The organism is Mycolicibacterium phocaicum (assembly GCF_010731115.1).
In the GTDB taxonomy this organism is placed as follows: Bacteria; Actinomycetota; Actinomycetes; order Mycobacteriales; family Mycobacteriaceae; genus Mycobacterium; species Mycobacterium phocaicum.
On the sequence record NZ_AP022616.1, the window covers coordinates 423,849 to 441,731 of the forward strand.

The following is a 17,883-nucleotide window of genomic DNA, read 5'->3' on the forward strand; positions in this document are numbered from 1 at the left end:
TCGCACGTGACGCGACGCGCACGTGTTGATGCCGAACTCGTCCGGCGGGGGCTCGCCCGGTCCCGGCAACAAGCGGCCGAACTGATCGAGGCCGGCCGTGTGACGATCGACGGCATGCGGGCATCGAAGGCATCGACTGCCGTCACCCCCGCGGCCAATCTCCTCGTGGCCGAATCGGCCGAACGCAGCTGGGTGTCCCGCGGCGCGCACAAGCTGATCGGCGCCCTCGATGCGTTCGGCGTCTCGCCCGAGGGCCGGCGCTGCCTGGATGCCGGCGCGTCTACCGGCGGATTCACCGAAGTGCTGCTGGACCGCGGAGCGCGTGAGATCGTCGCGGCCGATGTCGGTTACGGGCAGCTGGCCTGGTCGTTGCGGTCCGACGACCGGGTCATCGTGATGGAGCGGACGAACGTGCGGGAGCTGACGGCCGAGGCCATCGGCGGCCCGGTCGACCTGGTGGTGGCCGATCTGTCGTTCATCTCGCTGGCCACCGTCCTACCGGCACTGACCGCATGTGCGTCGGACGTAGCCGATATCGTTCCCATGGTGAAGCCGCAGTTCGAGGTGGGCAAGGATCGGGTCGGGGCCGGTGGTGTGGTTTCCGATCCGGAATTGCGTGCCGACGCGGTTCTGACCGTCGCGCGGCGGGCCGCCGAACTCGGCTGGCATGCAGTGGACGTCACGGCCAGCCCCTTGCCCGGCCCGTCCGGCAACGTCGAGTACTTCCTCCGACTGCGGACCACGACGGACCAACCGCTGAAGGACGACGCCCTGGCCGCGGCCGTCGGCCGCGCGGTAGCCGAGGGGCCGCAGTGACGCTCGAACGAACCGTCCTGCTGGTGATCCACACCGGCCGCGACGAAGCCACCGAAACTGCGACCCGTGTGGAAAAAGTGTTGGGCGACAACGGAATTGGCTTGCGGGTGCTCGCCGCCGAGGCCGTCGACCGCGGCGCTCTGCATCTCGCGCCGGACCACATGCGGGCCATGGGTGTCGACATCACGGTCGTCGACCCGGACCAGCATGCGGCCGAGGGCTGTGAACTGGTCCTGGTGCTCGGTGGTGACGGCACCTTCCTGCGGGCCGCCGAGCTGGCCCGGAATGCCGAGATCCCTGTCGTCGGGGTGAACCTCGGACACATCGGGTTCCTGGCGGAAGCCGAGGCCGAGGCCATCGATCATGTGCTCGAGCGCATCATCAACAAGGACTACCGGGTCGAAGAGCGCATGACGCTGGACATCGGGGTGCGTGTCGACGGCGAGATCGTGCAGCGCGGCTGGGCGCTCAACGAAGCCAGTCTGGAGAAGAGCAGCCGGTTCGGTGTGCTGAATGTGGTGCTCGAGGTCGACGGGCGTCCGGTGTCGGCGTTCGGCTGCGACGGTGTGCTGGTTTCGGCCCCGACCGGCTCGACGGCGTACGCCTTCTCGGCGGGCGGCCCGATTCTGTGGCCGGACTTGGAAGCAATCCTCGTGGTACCCAATAACGCTCATGCCCTGTTCGCCCGTCCCATGGTGACCAGCCCGGACGCATCGATCGCGATCGAGGTCGAAGCGGGCAACAATGACGCCATGGTGTTCTGCGACGGCCGTCGCCAGATGGTGGTCCCGGCGGGCGGCCGGCTGGAGGTCACCCGGTGCGACACCTCGCTGAAATGGGTTCGTCTCGACAGCGCCCCGTTCTCTGATCGTTTGGTGCGCAAGTTCCGGTTGCCGGTGAAAGGGTGGCGCGGCCAGTAATGCTGACCGAGATTCGCATCGAGGCGCTGGGCGCCATCAGTGCGGCCACTGCCGAATTCGGCCGTGGTCTGACTGTGCTGACCGGCGAGACCGGCACCGGTAAGACCATGGTGGTCACCAGCCTGCATCTGCTGGGCGGTGCGCGCGCCGATCCCAGCCGGGTGCGGTCGGGTTCGGCCCGCGCCGTCGTCGAAGGCCGTTTCACCACAACCGAACTCGGCGACGGGGTGTCCGAGCGGGTCGATAAGATTCTGGAAGCTTCCGGTGCGGACCGTGACGACGACGGCAGCGTCATCGCCGCGCGGTCGGTGAGCAAGGACGGGCCGTCGCGCGCGTACCTGGGTGGCCGCAGTGTGCCGGCGAAATCGCTGGCCACGTTCACCACCGAACTGCTGGCCCTGCACGGGCAGAACGACCAGCTGCGCCTGATGCGGCCCGACGAGCAGCGCGGCGCACTGGACCGCTATGTCGACGTGACGGGGCTGCTGGCCAAGTACCGCAAGCTGCGTGACGAATGGCTCACCGCCCGAAGGGATTTGATCGACCGGCGGAACCGCGCGCGGGATCTCGCGATGGAGGCCGACCGGTTGCAGTTCGGTCTGGGGGAGATCGACGCGGTCGCGCCGGAAGCCGGCGAGGACGACGCGCTGGTGGCCGACATCCGCCGGCTGTCCGAACTGGACGCGCTGCGCGACGCGGCGCAGACCGCCCGTGCCGCGCTGTCGGGGGAATTGGGCGACGGGCCGTCGGACGACGCGGCCTCAGCGCTCGATGCTGCCGCACAGGCCAAGTCGGTGTTGTCGGCGACGGACGACGCCGTGCTGCGCGCGCTCGGGGATCGGCTGAGCGAGGCGCTGGCGGTGCTCGGCGACGTGTCCGGCGAACTCGGGGATTACCTTTCCGAGTTGCCCAGCGACGCAAGCACTCTGGAATCCAAGCTGGCGCGCCAGGCGGAGCTGCGCAACCTCACGCGCAAGTACGCCGCCGATATCGACGGGGTATTGCGGTGGGCCGCCGACGCTCGGCAGCGGTTGTCCCAGCTCGACGTCTCCGAAGAAGCCCTGGCCGAGCTGCAGAAGCAGGTCGACGAACGGCACGACAAGGTCGTGCTGGCCGCCGCCGAGGTCACCAAGGCGCGCACCAAGGCATCGAAGTCCCTGGCGAAGGCCGTCACCGCTGAGCTTGCGGGGCTGGCGATGGGTGGCGCCGGGTTCAGCATCACCGTGTCGCCGCTGGAGGCACGCGCCGACGACAGCGCACCGCTGACGCTGCCCGACGGCACCGCCGTGCACGCCGGCCACGACGGCGTCGACGCCGTCGAGTTCGGTTTCACGCCGCACAGCGGTTCGGACGTGCTGCCGCTGGCCAAGAGCGCGTCCGGTGGTGAGTTGTCGCGCGTGATGCTGGCGCTCGAAGTGGTGCTGTCGGCATCGGCCGAGGGCACCACCATGGTGTTCGACGAGGTCGACGCCGGTGTCGGTGGCCGTGCCGCCGTGCAGATCGGCAAGCGCCTGGCCCGGCTGGCACGGACCCACCAGGTCATCGTCGTGACGCACCTGCCGCAGGTCGCGGCGTACGGAGACGTGCACCTGGTGGTGGAGAGCGGGCCGAAGTCGAGCCGCGTGGTCCGCCTCGAGGACGACGACCGGGTCGCCGAGTTGGCCCGCATGCTGGCCGGACTCGGCGACACCGACAGTGGTCGTGCGCATGCTCGCGAACTGCTCGAGGCGGCGCAGCAGGAGCACGCCGCGCCCTGACTGGTCAGGCGGGGTTGGCGGGTGAGAGCTCGGCCTGGCCCCACCGCAGCGGACTGACGTCGCTCAGCTCGACCACTTCGTCGACCGTGAACTCCACCGAACACTGCGGACCCTCGTCCCAGATGATCTCGGCGGTGCCGGTCAACTGCACAGTGGTGCCGGTCTGCCAGTCTGGGATCAGCAGGCCACAGCGGGGGTTGGCGCTGATGTTGCCCAGCGTCATGAACATCGAGTTGCCGCGGTAGTCGGGCCACCGGAGCCGGTTCGGCGAAAGCACCTGCAGGAAGCCGGGATTGCCGCCGCGGTGCGAAGCGTCGGCGTTGCCGTCCGGATCGGCTGACCCGATGAAGAAGGTGTCGGTGCGGCCGACGATCTGCTGCAGGCGCTCATCGAGGACGTCTGCGCGGTGGACGGCCGGCCGATGCGTCGTCTCGGCGACACCGGCGATGTGCCGGCGCGAGATGTACTTCGGGCAGTTCGAGTACACCTGGTCGGGATGGATGTGCAGGCTGCCTCCGGTTGGTCGGGCCAGCCCGTTCACCCGCATGCGGCGGCGGGTCTGCGGTTCGATCGCGATAGTGCCGACCTGTTGATCCGGCCGGCGGAGAACGTCGTGGAGCGGGTCGCCCGGCACCGGCAGGGCGCCGACCGCGATGGTCCCGTCGGTCTCGGCGTGCATGAACCCGGGCGGGCCGGTGACCAGACTGGCCCACACCCGGCCCGCGTCGTCGGTCGCGGCGAGCACGACCATCTGCTGCTCGGCCAGGAATGCCGCCGCGGCGGCCGGAATCTCCGTACGGATCATCCGGCCGACGCGGACGGCGATGTCCGCCTGGCCCATGCGCCGCTGCACTTCCAGCTCACCGGCGTGATAGGCGTTCATGGCGCGGCTCAGAAGAATCCGCAGGTGGGGGCGGCGCCGCTCGGTGCCGGTGCGGTCTCGGCCCCGTTCGGGGCGTAGATCTCCAGCCGGATGCCGTCGGGGTCGGTGAAGAAGATGCCGCCCGAGGCCGTGCCCTCGCCGTGTGCCACCACGCCGTCGTGGGCGAACGACACGCCCAGCTCTTTGAGTGCGGCCTCCACGGTCTGAACCTGCTCGATGGTGTCGACCTGGAACGACAGGTGGTGCAGGCCCGGGGTTCGGGAGGAGAACGCGCCGTCGCTCTGCTGCCACAAGGTCAGCCGCAGGGTGCCTTCGGAACCCAGGAAGGCGAAGCGGTGTTCGCCGTCGTCGCTGCTGCCCAGTTGTTCGAAACCCAGAGCGCGCCGGTAGAAGTCGACGGACCGCGACAGGTCGGTGACGTTGAGCCCGACGTGGCCGGGGGCGAGCTTGGGTGTGATGGCGGTGGTCATCGGTTCCTCCGTTGTAACTGGTTATCTGGTATTTGAAGGTTAGAATCGGAGTCGCAACGTGTCAACCATCAAAATGAAAATAGATGGTTAGTGGACTGTCGGGAGGCTGTCGATGCAGGAGGGGCGGTTAATCTCAGCTATGCGTGATCCGCGCCCGCATGTCGGCGAACCCCTCGCGCTGGACCTGCTGAACACCCGGTGGATGTCGCCGGAGGGGCCCCGGGATCTCCTGACCGACGTGGCGGGACTCCGATGTTGGCTGGTCGCCAACGATCTCGATGACCGTTGCCCATCCGATGAAAAGACCCGCGCGGCGCTGGTGCGGGCGCGCGAGGCGATCGTGCAGGTGGTCACCGGCGGTTCGATCGATGAGTTGAACGCCGTTCTGGACCACGGGCGTATCCGGCGTTCGCTCTCCGACTCCGGGCCGCAGGACGAGGCGGACGTGTCGCGATCCGAATGGCTGCCCGGCTGGCTCGCAGCCGACAACCTGCTGCAGCTGCTGGCCGAATCGGCCGGCCGTATCAAGCAGTGCGCGCATCCACACTGCGTCCTGTGGTTCTACGACACGTCGAAGAACGGCACTCGGCGCTGGCACTCGATGACCACGTGCGGCAACCGCGCCAAGGCTGCTCGGCACTATGCGGCGAAGCGAGATTGAGACCATTCAGCTGTTACAGATGTGACAAAAGAAAACTTCTGAGGCTGTTGTTACGGCGCGCCTCCACCTCTACTTGAGGGTTCATCGACAGAATCGACGCATGAAGATGGCAGCGCTGCTCACCCGAAATGCCGGACCGAAGCCGGGCGTGACTGGAACCGCCCGCGTTGACCGCGACATCGACCGACTGCTGCGACGCGTCGGTCCGGGGGACATCGTCATCCTCGATGCACTCGACCTCGACCGCATCACCGCCGACGCGCTGGTGGAAGCCGAGGTCGCCGCAGTCGTCAACGCATCGTCGTCGATCTCCGGTCGCTACCCGAACCTGGGCCCGGAAGTGCTTGTCGCCAACGGGGTTACGTTGATCGACGAGACCGGCCCCGAGGTCTTCAAGAAGGTCAAGGACGGCGCCAAGGTGCGGCTGCACAACGGCGGCATCTACAACGGCGACCGCCGTCTGGTCCTCGGCAACGAGCGCAACGACGAGCAGATCCACGAGATGATGCACGAGGCCAAGAGCGGCCTCGTCGCGCACCTGGAGGCCTTCGCCGGCAACACCATCGAGTTCATCCGCAGCGAGAGCCCGCTGCTGATCGACGGTATGGGCATCCCCGACATCGACGTCGACGTGAACCGCCGGCACGTCGTCGTGGTCACCGACGACCCCAGCGCCGAGGGCGACCTGAAGGCCATCAAGCCGTTCATCAAGGAGTACCAGCCGGTGCTCGTCGGTGTCGGCGCCGGCGCGGACACGCTGCGTAAGGCCGGCTACCGGCCGGCGCTGATCGTCGGTGATCCCGAGGACATGAGCGCGGACGTGCTGCGGTCGGGCGCCCAGGTGGTGCTGCCGGCCGACGCCGACGGCCACGCCAAAGGCCTTGAGCGCATTCAGGATCTGGGCGTCGGTGCCATGACGTTCCCGGCTGCCGGCTCGGCCGCCGACCTGGCGCTGCTGCTCGTCGACCACCACGGTGCCGCGCTGATCGTCACCGCCGGCCACCGCGCCAACATCGAAGAGTTCTTCGACCGCACGCGGCAGTCGAGCACGCCGTCGACGTTCCTCACCCGCCTGAAGGTGGGGGAGAAGCTGGTGGACGCGAAAGCCGTTGCGACGCTGTACCGCAGCCGGGTGTCCGGCGGCGCCATCGCACTGCTGGTGCTGGCGATGCTGGTGGCCGTCATCGTCGCGCTGTACGTCGCGCGCGCCGACGCCACCGTCCTGCATCTGGTGACCGACTACTGGAACCGCTTCCTGCTGTGGGCCCAGGGTCTGGTGAGCTAGCTCCGGCGATGATCTCCCTACGCTCGCATGCGATCTCGCTGGCCGCGGTGTTCCTGGCGCTGGCCATCGGGGTGATGCTCGGTTCCGGCCTGTTGTCCAACACGCTGCTGTCCGGACTGCGCGACGACAAGCACGAGTTGCAGAACCAGATCAACAGCCTCACCGACGAGAAGAACGCGCTGAACCAGAAGCTCAGTGCGGCAGGCGAGTTCGACGCCCAGATGTCGCCGCGCATGGTGCGCGACGCGCTGGCGGGGAAATTTGTCGTGGTGTTCCGCACCCCGGATGCCGCCACCGACGACGTCGACGCGGCCGCGAAACTGATTGCGGCCGCAGGTGGTTCGGTCACCGGGACCATCGCGCTCACCCAGCAGTTCGTGGACGCCAACGCCTCGGAGAAGCTGCTGTCGGTGGTGAACTCACCGATCGTGCCGGCCGGACGTCAGCTCAGCACCCGGACCGTCGACCAGGGCTCCCAGGCCGGCGACCTGCTGGGCATCACGCTGCTGCGGGACCGCAACCCGGCGGTCCTGCCCGTCGACGACATGCAGCGCGACACCGTGCTGGCCACCCTGCGCGACACCGGGTTCATCACCTACGGCTCTCAGCGCATCGGGGTCGCCGACAGCGCGCTGATCGTCACCGGCGGCGCCCTGGGTGACGACGCCGGCAACCGAGGGGCCACGGTGGCCCGCCTGGCCTCGGGCCTGGCGCCGCATGGCGCTGGCACGGTGGTGGCGGGCCGGGACGGCTGCGCATCCGGCACCGCGGCCGTCGCCGTCGTGCGCTCGGACGCCGGGCTGTCCGGCGCGGTCGGGACCGTCGACGACATCAACAGCCAGGCCGGCCGGATCACCGCCGTTCTGGCCCTGCAGCAACTCATCGCTGGTGGTCATCCGGCGCAACTCGGGATCGGTCGCGGCGCCAGCTCGGTGACGGTCCTGCAGTAAAGCGGGCCGTGGCGACCGTCACCGGCGCGTCAGTCCCAGCTCGGGCCGGTCGGTGATAGGGTGAAATTCCGTGGGTCGGCAGGCCCCAGGTAGCTCAACCGCTACGTTGCCCCATCACCACGGAGGTCGTTCTTGGCATCGCTACGCAGGCACCCACAGGCCGCGACGAAGCACATTTTTGTCAGCGGCGGGGTCGCTTCCTCGCTCGGTAAGGGTCTGACCGCCAGCAGTCTTGGCCAATTGCTCACCGCGCGTGGTCTGCACGTGACGATGCAGAAGCTGGACCCGTACCTCAACGTCGATCCGGGCACCATGAACCCGTTCCAGCATGGCGAGGTGTTCGTCACCGAGGACGGCGCCGAGACCGACCTGGACATCGGCCACTACGAGCGCTTCCTCGACCGCAACCTGTCGCGGTCGGCCAACGTCACCACCGGCCAGGTGTACTCGGAGGTCATCGCCAAGGAGCGTCGCGGCGACTACCTCGGCGACACCGTCCAGGTGATCCCGCACATCACCGACGAGATCAAGAGCCGCATCCTCGAGATGGCGCTGCCCGACGCCAAGGGCAAGCGCCCCGACGTGGTCATCACCGAAATCGGCGGCACCGTAGGTGATATCGAGTCGCAGCCGTTCCTGGAGGCGGCCCGCCAGGTCCGCCACGATGTCGGCCGCGAGAACGTCTTCTTCCTGCACGTGTCACTGGTGCCGTACCTGGCGCCGTCGGGCGAGTTGAAGACCAAGCCCACCCAGCACTCGGTGGCCGCGCTGCGCAGCATCGGCATCACGCCGGACGCGCTGATCCTGCGCTGTGACCGCGATGTGCCGGAGCCGCTGAAGAACAAGATCGCGCTGATGTGTGACGTCGATATCGACGGCGTCATCTCGACACCGGACGCCCCGTCGATCTACGACATCCCCAAGGTGCTGCACCGCGAGGAGCTCGACGCCTACGTGGTGCGCCGGCTCAACCTGCCGTTCCGCGACGTGGACTGGTCGGAGTGGGACGACCTGCTGCGCCGGGTGCACGAGCCCAAGGAGACGGTGCGAATCGCCTTGGTGGGCAAGTACATCGACCTGTCCGACGCCTACTTGTCGGTGGCCGAGGCGCTGCGTGCCGGCGGATTCGCCCACCACTCCAAGGTCGAGATCCGTTGGGTCGCCTCCGATGACTGCGAGACCGAGCAGGGCGCGGCCGCCGCGCTCGGCGATGTGCACGGCGTGCTGATCCCGGGTGGCTTCGGCATCCGCGGTATCGAGGGCAAGCTCGGCGCGATCAGTTATGCCCGCCGTCAGCGACTGCCGCTGCTGGGCCTGTGCCTCGGGTTGCAGTGCATCGTCATCGAGGCCGCGCGGTCCGTCGGCATCAGCGGCGCCAACTCGGCGGAGTTCGACGAGCACACGCCCGACCCGGTGATCGCCACCATGGCCGACCAGCTCGACGCGGTGGCCGGTGAGGCCGACCTCGGCGGCACCATGCGCCTCGGCGCGTATCCGGCCGTGCTGCAGGCGGATTCGATCGTGGCCAAGGCCTACGATGCGACCGAGGTTTCAGAGCGGCACCGGCACCGCTACGAGGTGAACAACGCCTACCGCGACCGCATCTCGGAAAGCGGGCTGAAGTTCTCAGGCACCTCGCCGGACGGCCAGCTGGTCGAGTTCGTCGAGTACGACGCCGACCTGCACCCGTTCCTCGTCGGCACGCAGGCGCACCCTGAGCTCAAGAGCCGCCCGACGCGCCCGCACCCGCTGTTCGCGTCGTTTATCGGGGCGGCGCTGGATTACAAGGCTGCCGAACGCCTGCCGCTCGAGGAGATCGACTCCGAGGTGCACGGCGCCGGATCGCATGCGGAGGGTTCGGATGACGATGCCGAGCAGCTGCAAGAATCCCGTGGCTGACCACGATTTCGCCACGCTTTCGAGCGAAACCGTCTACGTAGGAAACATTTTCGCGTTGCGGGCCGACGAGGTCGCGATGCCCGGTGGTGGCTCGGCGCGTCGTGAGGTGGTCGAGCACTACGGGGCGGTCGCCGTGGTCGCGCTCGACGAAGACGGGAATTTGGTACTGGTGTACCAATACCGGCACCCGATCGGGCGGCGGCTGTGGGAGCTGCCGGCCGGGCTGCTGGACATGGGCGACGAGCCCGCGCACGTCACCGCGGCGCGGGAACTAGAAGAGGAAGCCGGACTGGCCGCCGCGCACTGGCAGACCCTGATCGACGTCGACTCGACGCCCGGATTCAGCGACGAGAGCGTACGGATCTTCCTGGCCACGGGGCTGACCGAGATCGGGCGGCCGCATGCGCACGACGAAGAAGCCGACCTGGTGGTCAAACGGGTGCCGCTGGCCGATGCCGTGCAGATGGTGTTCACCGGTGAGATCGTCAATGCCCTTGCGGTGGCCGGGATCCTGGCTGCCGCGCACCGGCCGGCCGAATTGCGGCCGGCCGACGCGCCGTGGATCGACCGCCCGACCGCATTCCGCACCCGGCGGGAACAGGGCTGACGACGGTGGCGGCGTCGACGGGGGTCCGGTCGCGGCTCGAGCAGCAGGTGCAGGGCTACCTGAACCACCTCAGCATCGAACGGGGCGTCGCGGCCAACACCCTGAGTTCCTACCGGCGTGACATCCGGCGGTACACCGCGCATCTGGCCGGCCGCGGTATCGACGACCTGGGCGCTGTCACCGAGACCGACGTCAGCGAGTTCCTCGTCGCGCTGCGCCAGGGCGATCCGGAGAACGGCGTCGCCGCGCTGTCCTCGGTCTCGGCCGCGCGGGCCGTCATCGCGGTGCGGGGGCTGCACAAGTTCGCCGCCGCCGAAGGGCTCGCCGACATCGACGTCGCGCGTGGCGTGAAGCCGCCGACGCCGGGCCGCCGGCTGCCCAAGAGCCTGAGCTACGACGACGTCATCGCGTTGTTGGACGGCGCGGGTGGCGACAGCGACGCCGACAATCCACTGACATTGCGCAACCGGGCGCTGCTGGAACTGCTGTATTCGACGGGAGCGCGGATCTCCGAGGCGGTCGGCCTCGATCGCGACGACGTCGACACCGAGTCCCGGTCGGTGATGCTGCACGGCAAGGGCGGCAAGCAGCGGCTCGTGCCCATCGGCCGGCCCGCCGTCACGGCACTGGATGCCTACCTGGTGCGGGGCCGCCCCGAGCTCGCGCGCCGTGGCAAGGGCACACCCGCCATCTTCCTCAACGCGCGCGGCGGTCGGCTGTCGCGGCAGAGCGCGTGGCAGGTGCTGCAGGATTCCGCCGAGCGGGCCGGCATCACGGCCGCGGTCTCACCGCACACGCTGCGCCACTCGTTCGCCACGCACCTGCTCGAAGGCGGCGCGGATGTGCGCGTCGTGCAGGAACTGCTCGGCCACGCGTCGGTCACCACGACGCAGATCTACACGCTCGTGACGGTCAGCGCGCTGCGCGAAGTGTGGGCCGGGGCGCACCCGCGCGCCAGGTGAGGATGACGATCGGCCGGGGCTAGCATCCGGTCATGGCCTTCTACGACGTCATCGAGACGACCGGCAAAGTGATCGATGCCGTCGGTGTCGCGGTGATCGTGGGCGGCGCGGTACTCGCCCTGGCCGCGACGGTCGGCCGGATCCGCGGCGAGGGCGGTGCCTACGACGCGTTCCGGCGGCAGCTGGGCCGCTCGATTCTGCTGGGCCTCGAATTTCTCGTCGCCGCCGACATCATCCGCACGGTGGCCGTCACGCCGACCGCACAGAGCGTCGCGGTACTGGCCGGCATCGTCGCGATCCGAACCTTCCTGAGTTTCTCGCTGCAGGTCGAGATGACCGGCTCGTGGCCGTGGCAACGACCGGTGAAGGCGGACGACGCTCAGCCCAAGTAGTCCGACTCGAGCACCAGGTCAGGCAGTGTCTTCTGGTACTCGACGTGGGTGGGGTGCTCCTGGGTGTGCCAGAGCTTGCCCTCCTGGTCCCGCATGTACGCGCGGTAGGCCGGAGCGCCGGGCACCTTCACGTTGTCCGCCACGACGACCGCACCGCGACGCAGCCAGCCGCGCGCCAGGATCGACTCCAGATCTTTGAGGTAGGCGGCCTTGTCGTGGTCGATGAACACGAAATCGAGGTTGCCCGGTCCGAATCCATGGCCGGCGAGGCGGTCGAGCGTCGCGCCGCCGTCGCCGATGGTGCCGACCACACAGGTGATCCGGTCCGCGACGCCGGCGTGGGTCCAGATGCGGCGGGCGATTTCCGCGTTGTCCGCCGACAGCTCGACGGTGAAGACGTGTGCGTCCGGCGCGGTGCGGGCCATGAGCAGCGCGCTGTAGCCGCAGTAGGTGCCCAGCTCGAGGATGCGCGCAGGGTTTCCCCGGATGAGCGCGGACTCGAGGAGTTGACCTTTTTCGTCGCCGACATTGACCAGCATCGACTGTTCGCGGGCGAAGGTATCGATGGTCGCGAGGACATGATCGATGTCGCCGCAGCGGGCGTTGGCTTCCACGTAGGCCGCGGCGGCGGCCTCGCGGCCGTCGCCCCACTGTCCGGTCTGGACGAACTTTCTCATCCCCAGCGCCATCCGGACGAGGGACCACTGCCGCTTCCAGCTCATGGCAGTCACATTAGGACAGCGGGTCTGCCGTCGTCAGCGGCGTGGCACCGTTAAACTTGCCCGGATGTTCGCTATGGGAGTCACGCCGCTGATCGGCGACGCATGACCGATGTCCCAACAGGCGTGGGGGGCCTGAGCCCGGTGGAGCCGGTTTCGTTGCCGCTTGATGTCGATGGCGCGGCCGCGACCGCGGATCCGGAACCCGCGGTCGGCCTGACCGGCCGTCCCGCGCGACACATCCCCGAGCCGAAGCCCAAGAGCATGCACGGTCCGGCGAAGGTCATCGCGATGTGCAACCAGAAGGGCGGCGTCGGCAAGACCACGTCGACCATCAATCTGGGCGCCAGCCTGGCCGAGTACGGCCGCCGCGTGTTGCTGGTCGACCTCGATCCGCAGGGCGCGCTGTCCGCCGGGCTCGGCGTTCCGCACTACGAGCTCGAGCACACCGTGCACAACCTGCTCATCGAGCCGCGGGTGTCGATCGACGACGTGCTGATCAACACCCGGGTCAAGGGCCTGGACTTGGTGCCCAGCAACATCGACCTGTCGGCCGCCGAGATTCAGCTGGTCAACGAGGTCGGCCGCGAGCAGACGCTGTCGCGCGCGCTGTACCCCGTGCTGGACCGCTACGACTACGTGCTGATCGACTGCCAGCCGTCGCTCGGACTGCTCACCGTGAACGGCCTGGCGTGCGCCGACGGCGTCATCATCCCGACCGAGTGCGAGTTCTTCTCGCTGCGCGGCCTGGCGTTGCTCACCGACACCGTCGACAAGGTCCGCGACCGGCTGAACCCCAAGCTCGACATCAGCGGCATCCTGATCACCCGTTACGACAACCGCACCGTCAACGCGCGTGAGGTCATGGCCCGCGTGGTGGAACGCTTCGGCAATCTGGTGTTCGACACCGTCATCAGCCGCACCGTGCGCTTCCCGGAGACCAGCGTCGCCGGTGAACCGATCACCACCTGGGCCCCGAAATCCGGTGGCGCCCAGGCGTACCGGGCGTTGGCGTGCGAGGTCATCGACCGGTTCGGCGCGTGATTGCCGAGGCCGCCAGCGTTGGTGGTGAGGTGGCCGCGGACGCGGCGCCGGAGGGGCCGGCGACCGACCAGCCGGACGAGAAGAAGGCCGGTTTTCAGGTCCGCCTGACCAACTTCGAGGGCCCGTTCGACCTGCTGTTGCAGCTGATCTTCGCGCACCGGCTGGACGTCACCGAAGTGGCGCTGCACCGCGTCACCGATGAGTTCATCGCGTACACCAAGGAGATCGGCAGCCAGCTCGAGCTGGATGAGACGACGGCGTTTCTGGTGGTCGCGGCCACGCTGCTGGACTTGAAGGCCGCGCGGCTGCTGCCGGCCGCCGAGGTCCACGACGAGGACGACCTGGCGTTGCTCGAAGTACGCGACCTGCTGTTCGCGCGGCTGCTGCAATACCGGGCGTTCAAGCACGTCGCGTTGATGTTCGCCGAGCTCGAGGCCGCCGCGATGCGCAGCTACCCGCGCGCCGTCACCCTCGAGGACAGGTTCACCGAGCTGCTGCCGGAGGTCATGCTCGGCGTCGACGCCGACCGGTTCGCGCAGATCGCGGCGGCGGCGTTCACGCCGCGTCCGGTGCCGTCGTTGCGCGTCGATCACCTGCACGTGCAGGCGGTGTCGGTGCCCGAGCAGGCCATGAAACTGATGGGACTGCTGGAGAATCGCGGCGTCGGGGAGTGGGCGTCGTTCACCGATCTGGTCGCCGACTGCGACGGCGGGATGGAGATCGTCGGCCGGTTCCTGGCGCTATTAGAGCTCTACCGCGCCAAGGCGGTAAACTTCGAGCAGATTGAACCGCTTGGAGTGCTGCAAGTTTCGTGGACCGGTGAGCGGCCGACGAACGAGCATCTGGCAGCGGCGGTGGAAGAAGACCAATGACAGACAACGACGCGGTGATTGCCGCGGATAGCAGCGTGGGCGAGGACGTCGAGCCCGACGCCGGTGTGACCGACGCGGCGGCTGTCACCGAAGGTGACGAACTCGACACCGAGGCTGACGAGATCAGCACCGAGATCACCGACGACGAACTCGGGTGCGCACTGGAGGCCCTGCTGCTGGTGGTCGACACGCCCGCCCCGGTCGACTCTCTGGCGTCCGCGCTGGACGAGACGATCGAGCGGGTCGAGGACAAGCTGCGCCGGATGGCCGCCGAACTGGCCGAGCGCGGCAGCGGCATCGACCTGCGCGAGGCCGGCGGCGGCTGGCGGATGTACACCCGCGCCCGGTACGCGCCCTACGTCGAGCGGCTCATTCTCGACGGCGCCCGGTCCAAGCTGACCCGGGCTGCGTTGGAGACGCTGGCAGTGGTGGCCTATCGGCAGCCGGTGACCCGTGCCCGGGTGAGCGCGGTGCGTGGCGTGAACGTCGACGCCGTGATGCGGACCCTCGCGGCGCGCGGCCTGATCATCGAAGCCGGCACCGATGCCGACAGTGGCGCAACGACTTTCGCCACGACGGAATTGTTCCTGGAGCGGCTCGGTTTGACCTCGCTGAGCGAGTTGCCGGAACTCGCCCCGCTGTTGCCTGATGTCGACGTGATCGACGACATCACCGAGACGCTCTCTGAAGAGCCGCGTTTCGCCAAACTCGGCGGAACCCCTGCGCCGGCTGCGGAGCCGGCCAAATTCGACGTAGATCGGGACTGACATGGCCAACGAAGAAGGCGTGCGACTGCAGAAGGTGTTGTCGCAGGCGGGAATTGCCTCTCGCCGCGTCGCCGAGCGGATGATCCTGGACGGGCGAGTGGAGGTCGACGGCCAGATCGTCACCGAACTCGGCACGCGGGTGCACCCCGATCGGCAGGTCGTCCGGGTCGACGGCACCCGCGTCCTCGTCGACGAGGACCTGGTGTACCTCGCGCTGAACAAGCCAAAAGGCATGCACTCCACCATGTCTGACGACCAGGGCCGTCCGTGTATCGGTGACCTGGTCGAGCATCGCGTGCGCGGCAACAAGAAGCTGTTCCACGTCGGCCGACTCGACGCCGACACCGAAGGGCTGATCCTGCTGACCAACGACGGCGAGCTGGCGCACCGGCTGATGCACCCGCGCTACGAGGTGTCCAAGACGTACCTGGCGACCGTGCAGGGCACCGTGCCCCGCGGATTGAGCAAGAAGATGCGCGACGGCGTGGAACTGGACGACGGCCCGGCCTATGTCGACGAATTCGCGGTGGTCGACATGGCCGCCGGTAAGTCGTTGGTGAAGATCGTGCTGCACGAGGGCCGCAATCGCATCGTGCGCCGGCTGATGGCCGAGGTGGGTTACCCAGTGAAGGAACTGGTGCGTACGCACATCGGCACGGTGGCGCTGGGGGACCAGCGCGTCAACAGCCTGCGGGCGCTGACACGCAAGGAAGTCGGCGAGCTGTACCAGGCGGTGGGCCTGTGAACGCTCTCGTCATTGCCATCGACGGCCCGGCGGGAACCGGGAAGTCCTCGGTGTCAACGGGTTTGGCGCATGCACTCGGCGCCAATCACATCAACACCGGCGCGATGTACCGCATCGTGACGCTGGCGGTGCTGCGGGCCGGCATCGACCCGTCCGAGGTCGATGCCGTCGTTGCCGTGTGTAAGGAGACCGAGTTCTCCGTCAGCTTCGATCCGGACCACGACACGTCGTACCTTGCGGGCGAGGACGTTTCGGACGAGATCCGCGGCGACGCGGTGACGCTCGCGGTATCGGCCGTGTCGGCGATTCCGGCCGTGCGGACGCTGCTGGTGCAGCGGCAGCGCGAGCTGATCGCGGCGGCCGGCTCGGTCGTCGTCGAGGGCCGCGACATCGGCACCGTCGTCAAGCCCGACGCCGATCTCAAGATCTTCCTGACCGCCTCTGCCGAGGAGCGCGCCCGCCGGCGTAATGCGCAGAACGTCGCAAACGGCTTGAGCGACAACTACGAAGCGGTGCTGGCCGATGTGCAGCGCCGGGACCATCTGGACTCGACGCGCGCGGTCTCGCCGCTGCATGCGGCCGATGATGCGATCGTCGTCGATTCCAGCGATATGACCCAGGCTGATGTGGTGGCACATCTGCTGGATCTCGTGCAGCAGAAGGTAGGTGTGCGTCAATGAGCGACGACGACGGTGTGTGGTTCGACGAAGGTGACTGGGAGATCGGCTCGGAGGGCTTCGAGGCCGAGCTCGACGAGTACGCCGGACCCCCGCCCGTGGTGGCCGTGGTCGGCCGCCCGAATGTCGGTAAATCGACTCTGGTGAACCGCATCCTGGGCCGTCGCGAAGCGGTGGTGCAGGACATCCCGGGCGTGACCCGCGACCGGGTGTCGTACGACGCGCAGTGGGTCGGGCGGCGTTTCGTGGTGCAGGACACCGGTGGTTGGGAACCCGACGCCAAGGGTCTGCAGATGCTGGTCGCCGAGCAGGCCACCGTCGCCATGCGCACCGCCGACGCGATCATTCTCGTGGTCGACGCGGTGGTCGGGGCGACCGCGGCCGATGAGGCCGCGGCCAAGCGGCTGCAGCGCTCGGGTAAGCCGGTCTTCTTGGCGGCCAACAAGGTTGACAACGAGAAGATCGAATCCGAGGCGGCGGCGTTGTGGTCGCTGGGGCTGGGACAGCCGCACTCGATCAGCGCGATGCACGGCCGCGGTGTGGCCGATCTGCTCGACAGCGTGCTCGAGGTGCTGCCCGAGGTCTCCGAAACCTCCGGCGGCACAGGCGGTCCGCGCCGCGTCGCGCTGGTCGGCAAGCCCAACGTCGGCAAGAGCTCGCTGCTGAACAAGCTGTCGGGCGACGAGCGGTCCGTCGTGCACGACGTCGCCGGCACCACCGTGGACCCGGTCGACTCGCTGATCGAATTGGACGGCAAGACTTGGCGTTTCGTTGACACGGCCGGCCTGCGCCGCAAGGTCGGCCAGGCCAGCGGGCACGAGTTCTACGCCTCGGTGCGCACGCACGGCGCCATCGACGCCGCCGAGGTCGCGATCATGCTGATCGACGCCTCCCAGCCGCTGACCGAGCAGGACCTGCGGGTGCTGTCGATGGTCATCGAGGCCGGGCGTGCGCTCGTCATCGCGTTCAACAAGTGGGATTTGGTCGACGAAGACCGGCGCTACCTGCTGGACAAGGAGATCGAGCGCGAGCTCGTGCAGGTGCAGTGGGCGCCGCGCGTGAATATCTCGGCGAAAACCGGTCGGGCCGTGCAGAAGTTGGTGCCGGCGCTGGAGACCTCGCTGGCATCGTGGGACGCCCGCATCCCGACCGGGCGGCTCAACACCTTCCTCAAGGAGATCGTGGCCGCCACGCCGCCGCCGGTGCGCGGTGGCAAGCAGCCGCGCATCCTGTTCGCCACGCAGGCGGCCTCGCGACCGCCGACCTTCGTACTGTTCACCACGGGCTTCCTGGAGGCCGGCTACCGCCGCTTCCTGGAGCGCCGGCTGCGTGAAGAGTTCGGCTTCGAGGGCAGCCCGATCAAGATCAACGTGCGGGTGCGGGAGAAGCGCGGGGCCAAGCGCTAGCCGCCGACGCGCCGCCGGACCCGTTTAGGGTCCGGAGGGAGGTCTGGGGTA

Annotated in this window: 19 protein-coding genes; 16 read left to right on the top strand and 3 right to left on the bottom strand. The window is 68.3% G+C overall.

Annotation, left to right across the window (positions count from 1 at the left end):
* The first annotated feature begins 6 nt into the window (after positions 1 to 6).
* Genes G6N46_RS02020 through recN form a run of 3 tightly spaced genes read left to right on the top strand, consistent with a single transcriptional unit; the run spans position 7 to position 3,493 of the window.
* Positions 7 to 816 carry a TlyA family RNA methyltransferase gene (locus G6N46_RS02020; protein WP_138249504.1) on the top strand — a complete coding sequence of 270 codons (810 nt, stop codon included), beginning with the start codon at positions 7 to 9 and terminating at the stop codon, positions 814 to 816.
* Complete coding sequence (locus G6N46_RS02025) at positions 813 to 1,736, top strand: NAD kinase (RefSeq protein ID WP_138249503.1); 924 nt, start codon at positions 813 to 815, stop codon at positions 1,734 to 1,736. The genes G6N46_RS02020 and G6N46_RS02025 overlap by 4 nt, the downstream gene beginning before the upstream one ends.
* Complete coding sequence (gene recN / locus G6N46_RS02030) at positions 1,736 to 3,493, top strand: DNA repair protein RecN (RefSeq protein ID WP_138249584.1); 1,758 nt, start codon at positions 1,736 to 1,738, stop codon at positions 3,491 to 3,493. The genes G6N46_RS02025 and recN overlap by 1 nt, the downstream gene beginning before the upstream one ends.
* Before the next feature lie 4 nt (positions 3,494 to 3,497).
* On the opposite strand, the gene G6N46_RS02035 is transcribed toward recN, so the two are convergent.
* Positions 3,498 to 4,376, bottom strand: coding sequence for a pyridoxamine 5'-phosphate oxidase family protein (locus tag G6N46_RS02035; RefSeq protein WP_138249502.1), 879 nt, complete (start codon positions 4,374 to 4,376; stop codon positions 3,498 to 3,500).
* An 8-nt stretch (positions 4,377 to 4,384) separates the two neighbouring features.
* A complete protein-coding gene (locus tag G6N46_RS02040) occupies positions 4,385 to 4,846 on the bottom strand; it encodes a VOC family protein (RefSeq protein WP_138249501.1) in 462 nt (153 codons plus the stop codon).
* Positions 4,847 to 4,985: 139 nt separating this feature from the next.
* Between G6N46_RS02040 and G6N46_RS02045 the strand changes: the two genes are divergently transcribed.
* The 7 genes from G6N46_RS02045 (at position 4,986) to G6N46_RS02075 (ending at position 11,602) form a co-directional block, all read left to right on the top strand.
* Positions 4,986 to 5,507 carry a CGNR zinc finger domain-containing protein gene (locus tag G6N46_RS02045; RefSeq protein ID WP_138249583.1) on the top strand — a complete coding sequence of 174 codons (522 nt, stop codon included), beginning with the start codon at positions 4,986 to 4,988 and terminating at the stop codon, positions 5,505 to 5,507.
* Positions 5,508 to 5,607: 100 nt separating this feature from the next.
* The gene (steA, locus tag G6N46_RS02050) at positions 5,608 to 6,792 is read left to right on the top strand and encodes a putative cytokinetic ring protein SteA (RefSeq protein WP_061007164.1); all 1,185 of its coding nucleotides are present in this window, start codon (positions 5,608 to 5,610) and stop codon (positions 6,790 to 6,792) included.
* Positions 6,793 to 6,800: 8 nt separating this feature from the next.
* A complete protein-coding gene (locus tag G6N46_RS02055) occupies positions 6,801 to 7,742 on the top strand; it encodes a copper transporter (protein ID WP_138249500.1) in 942 nt (313 codons plus the stop codon).
* Between the two features lie 132 nt (positions 7,743 to 7,874).
* Positions 7,875 to 9,641: a CTP synthase gene (locus tag G6N46_RS02060; RefSeq protein ID WP_138249499.1), complete on the top strand. Its 1,767-nt coding sequence runs from the start codon at positions 7,875 to 7,877 to the stop codon at positions 9,639 to 9,641.
* Positions 9,634 to 10,248, top strand: a complete 615-nt coding sequence (locus G6N46_RS02065; protein ID WP_138249498.1) for an NUDIX domain-containing protein — start codon at positions 9,634 to 9,636, stop codon at positions 10,246 to 10,248. The genes G6N46_RS02060 and G6N46_RS02065 overlap by 8 nt, the downstream gene beginning before the upstream one ends.
* A gap of 5 nt (positions 10,249 to 10,253) precedes the next feature.
* Entirely contained in the window at positions 10,254 to 11,210 is a 957-nt protein-coding gene (xerD, locus tag G6N46_RS02070) for a site-specific tyrosine recombinase XerD (RefSeq protein WP_138249582.1), read from the top strand.
* Between the two features lie 32 nt (positions 11,211 to 11,242).
* Positions 11,243 to 11,602: a DUF1622 domain-containing protein gene (locus G6N46_RS02075; RefSeq protein ID WP_138249497.1), complete on the top strand. Its 360-nt coding sequence runs from the start codon at positions 11,243 to 11,245 to the stop codon at positions 11,600 to 11,602.
* On the opposite strand, the gene G6N46_RS02080 is transcribed toward G6N46_RS02075, so the two are convergent.
* Positions 11,590 to 12,324 (bottom strand): O-methyltransferase, encoded by a 735-nt coding sequence (locus tag G6N46_RS02080; protein WP_138249496.1) that lies wholly within the window; start codon positions 12,322 to 12,324, stop codon positions 11,590 to 11,592. The genes G6N46_RS02075 and G6N46_RS02080 overlap by 13 nt on opposite strands.
* Before the next feature lie 261 nt (positions 12,325 to 12,585).
* Between G6N46_RS02080 and G6N46_RS02085 the strand changes: the two genes are divergently transcribed.
* From G6N46_RS02085 to der, 6 genes are read left to right on the top strand one after another with little or no spacing between them, the layout of a single operon-like run.
* Complete coding sequence (locus G6N46_RS02085) at positions 12,586 to 13,365, top strand: ParA family protein (protein WP_322790406.1); 780 nt, start codon at positions 12,586 to 12,588, stop codon at positions 13,363 to 13,365.
* Positions 13,365 to 14,237, top strand: coding sequence for a segregation/condensation protein A (locus G6N46_RS02090; RefSeq protein ID WP_407665182.1), 873 nt, complete (start codon positions 13,365 to 13,367; stop codon positions 14,235 to 14,237). The genes G6N46_RS02085 and G6N46_RS02090 overlap by 1 nt, the downstream gene beginning before the upstream one ends.
* Positions 14,234 to 15,004 carry an SMC-Scp complex subunit ScpB gene (gene scpB / locus G6N46_RS02095; protein WP_138249494.1) on the top strand — a complete coding sequence of 257 codons (771 nt, stop codon included), beginning with the start codon at positions 14,234 to 14,236 and terminating at the stop codon, positions 15,002 to 15,004. Before G6N46_RS02090 ends, scpB begins: the two co-directional genes overlap by 4 nt.
* Position 15,005: 1 nt before the next feature.
* Positions 15,006 to 15,749 carry a pseudouridine synthase gene (locus tag G6N46_RS02100; protein ID WP_138249493.1) on the top strand — a complete coding sequence of 248 codons (744 nt, stop codon included), beginning with the start codon at positions 15,006 to 15,008 and terminating at the stop codon, positions 15,747 to 15,749.
* Positions 15,746 to 16,429, top strand: coding sequence for a (d)CMP kinase (cmk, locus tag G6N46_RS02105; RefSeq protein WP_138249492.1), 684 nt, complete (start codon positions 15,746 to 15,748; stop codon positions 16,427 to 16,429). The genes G6N46_RS02100 and cmk overlap by 4 nt, the downstream gene beginning before the upstream one ends.
* Entirely contained in the window at positions 16,426 to 17,832 is a 1,407-nt protein-coding gene (der, locus tag G6N46_RS02110) for a ribosome biogenesis GTPase Der (protein WP_138249491.1), read from the top strand. The genes cmk and der overlap by 4 nt, the downstream gene beginning before the upstream one ends.
* The last annotated feature ends 51 nt before the right edge of the window (positions 17,833 to 17,883 follow it).